This window comes from Streptomyces swartbergensis (genome assembly GCF_002148965.1).
Taxonomy (GTDB): domain Bacteria; phylum Actinomycetota; class Actinomycetes; order Streptomycetales; family Streptomycetaceae; genus Streptomyces; species Streptomyces swartbergensis.
Window position 1 is genome coordinate 1 of sequence record NZ_NGFN01000308.1, and the last position, 10,193, is coordinate 10,193.

The 10,193-nt window shown below is 69.5% G+C and carries 8 protein-coding genes; 7 read left to right on the forward strand and 1 reads right to left on the reverse strand.

Translation table 11 applies throughout. The annotated features are described in order from the left end of the window. The first annotated feature begins 270 nt into the window (after positions 1 to 270). From CA983_RS33980 to CA983_RS34010, 7 genes are all read left to right on the forward strand, one after another. Positions 271 to 1,536, forward strand: a complete 1,266-nt coding sequence (locus CA983_RS33980; RefSeq protein WP_086604627.1) for an ABC transporter substrate-binding protein — start codon at positions 271 to 273, stop codon at positions 1,534 to 1,536. 20 nt (positions 1,537 to 1,556) lie between these two features. After that, positions 1,557 to 2,522, forward strand: coding sequence for a carbohydrate ABC transporter permease (locus CA983_RS33985; protein WP_086604628.1), 966 nt, complete (start codon positions 1,557 to 1,559; stop codon positions 2,520 to 2,522). Continuing rightward, on the forward strand, positions 2,519 to 3,403 hold the full coding sequence (locus tag CA983_RS33990; RefSeq protein WP_086604629.1) for a carbohydrate ABC transporter permease: 885 nt from the start codon (positions 2,519 to 2,521) through the stop codon (positions 3,401 to 3,403). Before CA983_RS33985 ends, CA983_RS33990 begins: the two co-directional genes overlap by 4 nt. Before the next feature lie 12 nt (positions 3,404 to 3,415). After that, on the forward strand, positions 3,416 to 6,283 hold the full coding sequence (locus tag CA983_RS33995; RefSeq protein ID WP_086604630.1) for a glycoside hydrolase family 2 TIM barrel-domain containing protein: 2,868 nt from the start codon (positions 3,416 to 3,418) through the stop codon (positions 6,281 to 6,283). 139 nt (positions 6,284 to 6,422) lie between these two features. After that, positions 6,423 to 7,418, forward strand: a complete 996-nt coding sequence (locus tag CA983_RS34000) for an ABC transporter ATP-binding protein (RefSeq protein ID WP_086604631.1) — start codon at positions 6,423 to 6,425, stop codon at positions 7,416 to 7,418. A gap of 1 nt (position 7,419) precedes the next feature. Then, complete coding sequence (locus tag CA983_RS34005; protein WP_086604632.1) at positions 7,420 to 8,223, forward strand: ABC-2 family transporter protein; 804 nt, start codon at positions 7,420 to 7,422, stop codon at positions 8,221 to 8,223. 1 nt (position 8,224) lies between these two features. Beyond that, positions 8,225 to 9,031, forward strand: coding sequence for an ABC transporter permease (locus tag CA983_RS34010; protein WP_208637097.1), 807 nt, complete (start codon positions 8,225 to 8,227; stop codon positions 9,029 to 9,031). Here CA983_RS34010 and CA983_RS34015 read toward each other — a convergent pair. After that, positions 8,945 to 10,193 (reverse strand): MFS transporter (locus CA983_RS34015; RefSeq protein ID WP_244207209.1); only part of this gene is annotated, 1,249 nt, incomplete at its 5' end. The two genes, CA983_RS34010 and CA983_RS34015, sit on opposite strands and share 87 nt — an antisense overlap.

Here is a 10,193-nt window from a genome sequence, read left to right on the forward strand (position 1 = left end):
CCCGCGACCACCCCCGCGCGGAGCCGCACCACCGCTCCACCCTCCTAGCGGCGGAAGCAACTCCTCCGCCACCCCCGCATGTTCGAAATGACGAACCGGACACAACGCTTCGAACAGACTTCGTCCAACCCCTTGCCGAAGCCTTAGTCGAAGCTCTAGCGTCCCGCACCGCACCTCTCTTTGAGCCATCTGGCGCGAGCCGCCACAGCTCGTGAGCCATCAGGCAGTGAGCCGAAGAGCCGCAGCCGCACTCGAGACAAGGACGTCAGCATGTCGGCATCGAGCAACATGAACTGGGACCGCCGAAACGTACTGCGGGCCGCGATGGGCCTGGCCGCCGCCGGCGGACTTGCCGCGTGCGGCGGCAACACCGGCCGGGGCGGCGGGTCCGGGTCGGGCAAGGGCCTCGTCCAGTACTTCCACGCGTACGGCGAGGCCGGCGTCGAGCAGGCCGTCAAGCGGTACGCCAAGGCGTACAAGGACGCCAACGTGACCACGCAGTGGATCACCGGCAACAACTACGAGCAGAAGCTCTTCTCCGCACTGCTCACCAAGAACGCGCCCGACGTCTTCGAGTTCCACCCGCAGATCCAGATGGTGAAGAGCGGTCAGGTCGCGGACCTGACCGACCTCATCGATCCCGTCAAGGACGACTTCAACCCGGCCGACATCAAGTCGCACACGGTCGACGGGAAGATATACGGCATCCGGATGATCGACGACCCGCAGTTCCTCTTCTACCGGCCCTCGCTGTTCGAGAAGGCGAAGATCGAGGTTCCGACCACCCTGGAAGAGCTGATCGAGGCCGCCGACAAGCTGACCACCAGCAAGGTCAAGGGCCTCTTCCTCGGCAACGACCTGACCTCGATCGATCGCCCGCTGATCTGGTCGGCCGGTGCCGACACGCTCACCGCGGACAACAAGCCCGCCTTCAACACCGACGCCGTCGCCGAGGGCCTCAAGCAGCTGCGCGGTCTGTTCACCAGCGGCAACCTGCTCCTCGACGCCCCCGCCGACTCGTGGGACCCGTCGGCCCTCATCCAGGGCCTCACCGCGATGCAGTGGTGCGGCATGTGGGCCATGCCGGCCATGCAGAAGGCGCTCGGCGACGACATCGGCATCTTCCCGTTCCCGAAGGTCGGCTCGGCCGGCAAGCAGTCGGTCTACAACGGCGGCTGGTCGATGTTCGTCAACGCCAAGAGCAAGAACGTCGAGGCGGCCAAGGAATACGTCAAGTGGCTGTGGATCGACCAGAAGCAGTACCAGGAGGACTTCGCCACCTCCTACGGCTTCCACATCCCGCCGCGCACCTCGCTCGCCGCGTCGGCGACCAAGCTGAAGTCCGGCCTGCCGGCCGAGGGCGTGAAGCTCTTCAACGAGTTCGGCCACTTCGACAACATCGGCTGGACGCAGGCCATGATCGCCGCGTTCTGGGACGTGATCGCCAACACCGTCCGCAAGAACGGCGACCCGAAGGCCGCGCTCGACGCCTGTGAGAAGAAGGTCAACGCCGAACTCAAGAAGCTCTTCGGATAGACCACCGGACGGATCTCGACATGTCGACCACCACCACGCGCGGGGTCGCCCAGCCCGCCCCGGCCAAGGTCTCCCCGACCCGGCCGCGGCGGGGCCTGCGGGCGAACAGCACCTTCAACTTCTGGCTCTTCACCGGCCCGTTCCTCATCGGCCTGGTGATCTTCGTCTTCGTGCCCATCGGCTGGAGCCTCTGGCTCAGCTTCTTCGAGGCACGATTCACCGTCACACCGAGCGAGTTCGTCGGCCTCGAGAACTACAAGTCGATCCTGACGAACGAGGACTTCCTGAACTCGCTCGTCACCTTCACCGTCTTCGCCGCGTTCATCGTGCCCGCCACCTGGGCCATGTCCCTGGGACTCGCCCTGCTCGTGAACCGGCTGCGGTTCATGCGGGCGTTCTTCCGGTCGGTGTTCTTCCTGCCGACGGCGGTCAGCTATGTGGCGGCCTCGCTGATCTGGAAGATGTCCATCTTCAACGGCGTCCGCTTCGGCATGGCCAACACCTTCCTCGGCTGGTTCGGCATCGAGAACATCGCCTGGCTGGCCAACCCCGATCCGCCCTGGTACTGGCTGGTCATCGTGACCGTCCGCCTGTGGCTCCAGTCGGGCTTCTTCATGATCCTCTTCCTCGCGGCACTCCAGAACATCCCCCGGGAGCTGTACGAGGCCGCCGCCATCGACGGCGCCAAGCCGGGTTGGCAGACCTTCCGGCACATCACCCTGCCCCAGCTGCGGGCGACCTCGACCGCGGTGATCCTGCTCCTGCTGATCGCGGCCTACCAGGCCTTCGACGAGTTCTGGAACCTGCTGCCCAAGGCCACCTGGGGCCAGCCGCCGCTGGTCGAGCTTTACAAGATGGCCCTCGGTGAGAACCAGAACTACGGCGTGGGCAGCGCGGGCGCGGTCGTCCTGACCGTTCTCATCTGCATCGTGACGCTGTTCCAGGGCAAGATCATGGGCTTCGGAAGGGGTGAGGAGTCCAAGTGACCACCACAGCGCCCGACCTCAGCAAGGCCGCCAAGCCGGTCAAGGCCAAGCGCGGCGGCGGCGTCATCGGCAACACCGGCCTCTACATCGCGACCGGCATCGCCACCGTCCTCTTCCTGGTCCCCTTCTACCTGATCGTCCGCAACGCCCTGATGACGGACCCGGAGATCACCGGGGAGAACTGGAAGTGGTTCCCCACCGCCATCCAGTGGAGCAACTTCACCGAGCCGTTCAACGACGTCACGGTCGACTTCGCCCGGTCCCTGTGGAACTCGGTCGTCGTCGCCGTCCTGCACACCGCGGGCATCCTGCTGATCTGCTCGATGGCCGGGTACGGCCTCGCCCGGATCCCGTACAAGCACGCCAACAAGGTGTTCTACGCCGTCCTGGTCACCCTGATGGTCCCCACGGCGGTCACCTTCGTGCCGAGCTTCGTCCTGGTCTCGTCCCTCGGCTGGGTGGACAGTTACCGGGGTCTCATCATCCCGGGCCTCTTCAGTGGTTTCACGTGCTTCCTGTTCCGGCAGTACTTCCTGGGGTTCCCCAAGGAGCTGGAGGAGGCGGCGCGCGTGGACGGGCTCGGCTACTGGGGCGCGTACTGGCGAATCGTCGTACCGAACTCGCTGAACTTCTTCGCGGCGATGGCCACGATCACCTTCATCAACGGCTGGAACTCCTTCCTGTGGCCCCTGGTCATCGGACAGGATCCGAGTGCCTGGACAGTCCAGGTGGCGCTGTCGTCGTATATGACGAACCAGACCGTCAACTACCACCTGATCTTCATGGCCACGGCCATTTCCATCCTGCCCCTGGTGTTCGTCTTCCTCTTCCTCCAGCGCTGGCTGGTGCAGGGGATCGCCCAGACCGGCATCAAGGGCTGAGCTAGGAGACCGATGTCTTTCCGCACCACCTCCGTCGACTACGTCGAGGACGTCTCCCCGGGCCGCGGGGCCCTGCCGCCCCGCGCCTGGTACGCGTCCTCGGACGCGCGGTCCCTGTCCCTGAACGGCAGCTGGCGCTTCCGGCTGTCGGCGACGATCGACGCCGAGGACGACTCGTTCGCCGAGGAGGGCTACGAGGCCGGGGACTGGGCCGAGGTCACGGTCCCCGGGCACTGGGTCCTCCAGGGCGACGGGGCGTTCGGGTCCCCGATCTACACCAACCACCTCTACCCCTTCCCGGTGGACCCGCCGCACGTCCCGACGGAGAACCCGACCGGTGACCATCTGCGCGCCTTCGACCTGCCGTCCGACTGGCCGTCGGACGGCGGGGCGGTGCTGCGGTTCGACGGTGTCGAGTCCTGCGCCCGGGTGTGGCTGAACGGCACGGAGCTCGGCGAGTTCAAGGGCTCCCGGGTGCCGCACGAGTTCGCGGTCGGGCACCTGCTGAAGCCGGGCGGCAACGTGCTGGCCGTGCGCGTGCACCAGTGGTCGGCGGGGTCGTACCTGGAGGACCAGGACCAGTGGTGGCTGCCGGGCATCTTCCGTGACGTGACGCTGCTGCACCGCCCGGCGGGCGGCGTGGGCGACTTCTTCGTGCACGCCTCCTACGACCACACCACCGGCGAGGGCACCCTGCGCGTCGACTCCGACGTCGACGGGCGGGTGACCGTCCCCGCCCTGGACATCGACGTCGCCACCGGCGAGTCGGTGACGGTCGCGGTCGAGCCGTGGACGGCCGAGACGCCGAAGCTCTACGACGGTGTGCTGGCCACCGAGGGCGAGCGAGTGCCGCTGCGGATCGGCTTCCGCACGGTCGTCCTGGAGGACGGGCTGATCAAGGTCAACGGCAGGGCCGTCCTCTTCAAGGGCGTCAACCGGCACGAGTGGCACCCCGAGCAGGGCCGTGCGCTCGACCTGGAGACCATGCGTGAGGACGTGCTGCTGATGAAGCGGCACAACCTCAACGCCGTGCGCACCTCGCACTATCCGCCGCACCCGGCCTTCCTCGACCTGTGCGACGAGTACGGCCTGTGGGTCATCGACGAGTGCGACCTGGAGACCCACGGCTTCACCGAGCAGGACTGGCGGGACAACCCGGTCGACGACGACCGCTGGACCCCGGCCCTGCTGGACCGTGCCGCGCGGATGGTCGAGCGGGACAAGAACCACCCGTCGGTGGTGTTCTGGTCGCTGGGCAACGAGGCCGGCACCGGCCGCGGCCTCACCGCCATGGCCGAGTGGATCCACGACCGCGACCCCGAGCGGCTGGTGCACTACGAGGGCGACTGGAACTGCCGCGACACGGACGTGTACTCGCGGATGTACGCCTTCCACGACGAGGTCGACAAGATCGGGCAGCGGCTCGACGGCGGTACCCGCAAGCGCCGCGAGCTGCCGTTCATCCAGTGCGAGTACGGGCACGCCATGGGCAACGGCCCGGGCGGCCTCGCCGACTACCAGGAGCTGTTCGAGAAGCACGAGCGGCTCCAGGGCGGGTTCATCTGGGAGTGGATCGACCACGGCGTCAAGCACCCCGAGCTGGGCTACGCCTACGGCGGTGACTTCGGGGAGGAGCTGCACGACGGCAACTTCGTCTGCGACGGGCTGGTCTTCCCGGACCGGACGCCGTCGCCGGGCCTCGTCGAGTACAAGAAGGTCATCGAGCCGGTCCACATCGAGGGCGACGGCGCCAACGGCATCGTGCGGATCACCAACAAGCAGGACTTCGCGGACCTGTCCGCGCTGGCCTTCGAGTGGTCGTGCCAGGTGGACGGCGAGACGGTCGAGTCGGGTTCGCTGTCGGTGCCGGCGCTGGCGCCGGGCGAGAGCGCCGAGGTGAAGCTGCCGGAGCCGCCCATGGACGGCCGGGGCGGCGAACGCCAGTGGACCGTGCGGGCGCTGCTCGCCGACGACACGCTGTGGGCCGCGAAGGACCACGTCGTGGCCTGGGGGCAGTTCGCCGCGGGGGCACGGCCGCTGCCGACCTTCCCCGCGACCGACCGGCCCGTGCGCGACGGGGACCGGTTCACCCTGGGCCCGGCCGCCTTCGACGCCCGCACCGGTGCGCTGCGGTCGATCGGCGACGTCGAGGTGAGCGCCCCGCGGCTGGACGTGTGGCGGGCGCCGACCGACAACGACGACGGCGCGGAGTGGCAGACCGACACCCGCTACGGGATGCTGTGGCGCACGCTCGGCCTGCACCGCATGCGGCACCGCCTGGTCTCGGTCGAGGCGGGCGACGACGCGCTGACGGTCCGCACCCGGGTGGCGCCCGCCGCCCGCGAGGTGGGCCTGGACACGGTGTACCGCTGGACGTCCGACGGCGAGCGGCTGAAGCTGACCGTGTCCGTGACGCCGGAGGGCGACTGGACGGTGCCGCTGCCCCGGCTCGGCGTCCGCTTCGGGCTGTCGGAGGCCGACCGGGTGGAGTGGTTCGGCGGCGGTCCGGGCGAGGCGTACCCGGACACCCGGACGGCGTCCATGGTGGGCCGCTGGCAGTCGACGGTGGACCGGCTCCAGACGCCGTACGTCCGCCCGCAGGAGAACGGCGCCCGCGCCGACGTCCGCTGGGTGGAGCTCGGCGGTCTGCGGATCGAGGGCGACCCGGAGTTCTGGTTCACCGCGCGGCGCTGGACCACCGAGGAGCTGGACGCGGCCCGGCACCGCACCGACCTCACGCCCGGCGACACGGTGTGGGTCAACCTCGACCACGGGCAGCACGGCATCGGCTCGCAGTCGTGCGGCCCGGGTCCGCTGCCGCAGTACTTCCTGAAGGCCGAGCCGGCGGAGTTCGCGTTCGTGTTCTCGACCACCAGGTAAGAAATCGATGTAAGAACCCGATTAATCGATTGACCCATTGATCGACATTCCGAGAGGGTCGGGACGTCATCCGCGGCCGGTCGGCCCTCGAAGCCGACCGGCCGCGACTGCGTTCACCACAAGGAAGTTGGTGAGTCGGTTGAGTGTCGCCATCGAGGTCCGCGGGCTGTCCCGCACCTTCCACACCACCGTCCGCCGCCCCGGTTTCCTGGGCGCCGTCCGATCGCTGGTCAATCCGGAGCGGGTGGCCAAGCACGCCGTCTCCGACATCACCTTCGACGTGTCCCCGGGCGAACTCCTCGCCCTGCTCGGCCCGAACGGCGCCGGCAAGTCCACCACCATCAAGATGCTGACCGGCATCCTCACGCCCACGTCCGGCGAGGCCCGGGTCGCGGGCGTGGTGCCGTACCGGGAGCGGGAGCGCAACGCCCGTAACGTCGGGGCGGTGTTCGGGCAGCGCACGCAGCTGTGGTGGGACCTGCCGGTGCGCGAGTCGTTCGCGATCCTGCGGGACATCTACGAGGTGCCGAAGGCCGAACACGCCGCCCGGCTGAAGGAGTTCGACGGCATCCTGGACCTGTCGTCGTTCTGGGACACCCGGGTCCGCCATCTCTCGCTCGGCCAGCGCGTGCGCAGCGACCTGGCCGCCGCCCTGCTGCATGACCCGCCGGTGGTGTTCCTGGACGAGCCGACCATCGGCATGGACGTGGTGGTCAAGGAGCAGGTGCGGGAGTTCCTGCGCCACCAGGTGGAGCAGCGCGGCCGTACGGTGCTGCTGACCACGCACGACATGACGGAGGTCGAGCGGCTGGCCGAGCGGGTGGTGCTGGTCAACCACGGCCGGCTGGTCCTGGACGGCACCCTCGACGAGATCCGCCGCAAGTTCGGCTCGACCTGGCAGGTGCGGGCCACGCTCGCCGACGCGCACGCCGAGGTCGTCCCGCCGCCCGGCATCACGCTTTTGCGGCACAACGGCGCGCAGGTCGTCTTCGGCCCCGACGGGGCGGACGCGCCCACCGTCCACCAGGCGCTGAAGGCCGTGATCGAGCGGTTCGAGGTGACGGACATCGCCCTGGACGAGGCGGACCTGGAAGACGTGATGCGGGCCGCGTACGTGCACGCCGGGGAGGCCTGACGTGGCCGCGCCGCACGCCTGGCGCGCCGCCCGCGTCACCCCGCTCGGCGAGCTGAACGCCCCGCCCCGGATGACCGCCGTCGCGCTCCGGCTGGCCGTGCAGGTGGTGCTGGTCTGGTCGCTGTGGCGCGGCCTGTACGCGCAGACCGGCACGACCGCCGGCCTGAGCCGCGACCAGGCGGTCACGTACGCCGTGCTGGCCGTACTGGCGTCCCGGCTGCGGGAGCTGGACCAGTACGCGGGCCGGGACACGGTGCTCCAGCACATGCACTTCGGCACCATCGTCTACTGGTACCTGCGTCCGCTGCCGCCGCAGCGCTACTACGCCCTGCGGGCCGCCGGCGAGCAGCTGTACGGGCTCGCGTGGGCGCTGACGGGCTACGTCATCTGCCTGGCCGCGGGGGTCGTCGAGCCGCCCCGTTCGGCCGCGGTGGCCGGGGTGTTCGTGCTCAGCATGCTGCTGGGCCAGTGGGTCCTCTACTACGTCATGCTCGTGCTCGACCAGCTGTGCTTCTGGACGGTCCGCAACACGGCCGCGATGCTCATCCTGCTGTTCGCGCAGAACCTGCTGTCCGGGGTGTACGCGCCGCTGTGGTTCTTCCCGGACTGGTTCCTGACGATGAGCGCCTTCCTGCCCTTCCAGGCCACGCTGAGCGTGCCGCTGTCGCTGTACGTGGGGCGGATCCCCCTCTCCGACGCGGTCTTCCAGCTCTCCGTGCAGGCCGCGTGGGTGGTCGTGCTGGCGCTGTTCACCCGGCTGCTGTGGCGGCGGGCCGCCCGGCGCGTGATCTCGCAGGGAGGCTGAGATGTCGGTGAAGGCTCTGCGGATCGTGTGGCGCGTCACGGCGCTCAACTTCCGCGCGCAGATGGAGTACCGCACCGAGTTCCTGCTGATGATCGCGATCGGGGCGATCTGGCAGGTGTCGGTGATCGTGTTCGCCACGGTGCTGCTGTCCCGGTTCGCCGGGATGGGCGGCTGGGACAGCTCGGACGTGCTGCTGATCCCGGCGACCCGCATGCTGGCGCACGGCCTGTTCGTGCTGTTCCTGGGGCGGATGCACTGGGCCGGCCGGCAGATCCAGGAAGGCCGGGTCGACATCTACCTGATGCGCCCGATGCCGGTCCACCGGCAGATGCAGCTGGCGTTCTTCCCCACCAACGCCATCGGGGACCTCACGGTCGCGGCGGGCCTGATGGTGGGCGCGCTGTCCCGCAGTGACCTGGACTGGACGGCGGGCCGCATCACGTATCTGATCGCGGCCGTGCTCGGCGGCATGCTCCTGGAGGCGGCCCTGTTCACGGCCGTGGCGAGCGCGTCCCTGCGCTTCCCGGCCGCCGACATGTGGGGCCGCTGGCTGGAGGAACTCCTCGGCACGTTCGGCAGCTATCCGCTGAACGTCCTGCCCAAGGCGGTGGGCGGCCTCCTGACCTACGGTCTCCCGCTCGCGTTCGTCGCCTACTTCCCGGCGGCAGTCCTGACCGGCCATGGCCACACCACCGGCGTGCCGTACTGGCTGGCGGCGGCGTCACCGCTGCTCGGGCTGCTGGCGTATCTGGGGGCGCGGCTGTTGTGGCGGTGGAGTCTGCGGCACTACAGCGGGGTCAACGGGTGACCGGCCGGACCCGCGGATCGGGGTGAACAGGGCGGTCACGGCGAGCAGGACACACGTCGTCCCGGCGGCCAGGGCGACCGGGGTCGTGCCCTGCTCCTCCGCCGCCCAGGTGAGGACCGCCGCGCCGATCGGTGCCGCCGCGTACTGAAGCGTCCAGAAGGCGGAGGTGACGCGGCCCAGGAGGTGCTCGGGGGTGACCTCCTGGCGCAGCGACATCGAGCAGGTGCCCGCCATGCCGGCACAGGCGAGGAACGCGGCGCTCAGGGCGGCGACGGCAGGCACGTCACGGGCCCAGCCGAGACCCGCGAAGGCCAGCCCGCACACCGCGACCGAGCCGGTCCACGTCGGGCCGAAGCCGAGGCGGCGACGGAACCGGGCCACGAGCAGGGCACCGGTGATGGTGCCGAGTGCGCCGACCGCCATGACGGTGCCGACCGTGCCATCGTCATGGCCGAGATCGTGCTTGAGGTGGTAGATGACCAAGTCGTTCAGGCCGAGGGTGAGGAAGCTGAAGACGAACAGCAGGGCGGTGAGCGAGCGCAGCACGGGGTGGCCGTAGAGGAAAGCGACGCCGGTGCGCAGGTCCTGCCACAGGCCGGTGCGCTCCCCCTTGTGTCGCCCCGGCCGCTCGTCCGGTGTGCGCTTGCGGAACCGTACGAAGAACAGGCAGGCTGCCGACACACCGAAGCTGGCCGCGTCCACTCCGACCGCCGCGGCCGGGCCGGACCAGGCGGCGACCAGTCCGGCGCACAGCGGCCCGAGGACGCCCGCGGCGGCGGCCGTCGCGTTCAACCGGCCGTTGGCCTCGGTGAGTTGCCCGGTGCCGACCAGGCCCCGTACGACCGTGACGTAGCCGACCGCGAACAGCATGCCCACGGCCTCGCACAGCGGCAGCACCACGTACAGCAGCCAGATCTGCGGGCCGAACAGCCACACCAGCGGGACCACCCCGTACAGCCCCATGCGCACGAGGTCGCAGGTAATGAGCAGCCGGCGCCGGTCCACCCGGTCCACCACGGCCCCGGCGAACACCGCCGCCACGACCGAGGCCGCCCCGCCCACCGCCGTCAGCAGACCCATCCGCGCGACCGACCCCGTGGCCTCCAGCACCAGCAGGGGCAGAGCGATCAGCGCGAAGGAGTCGCCGAGCACGGAGAGGGTC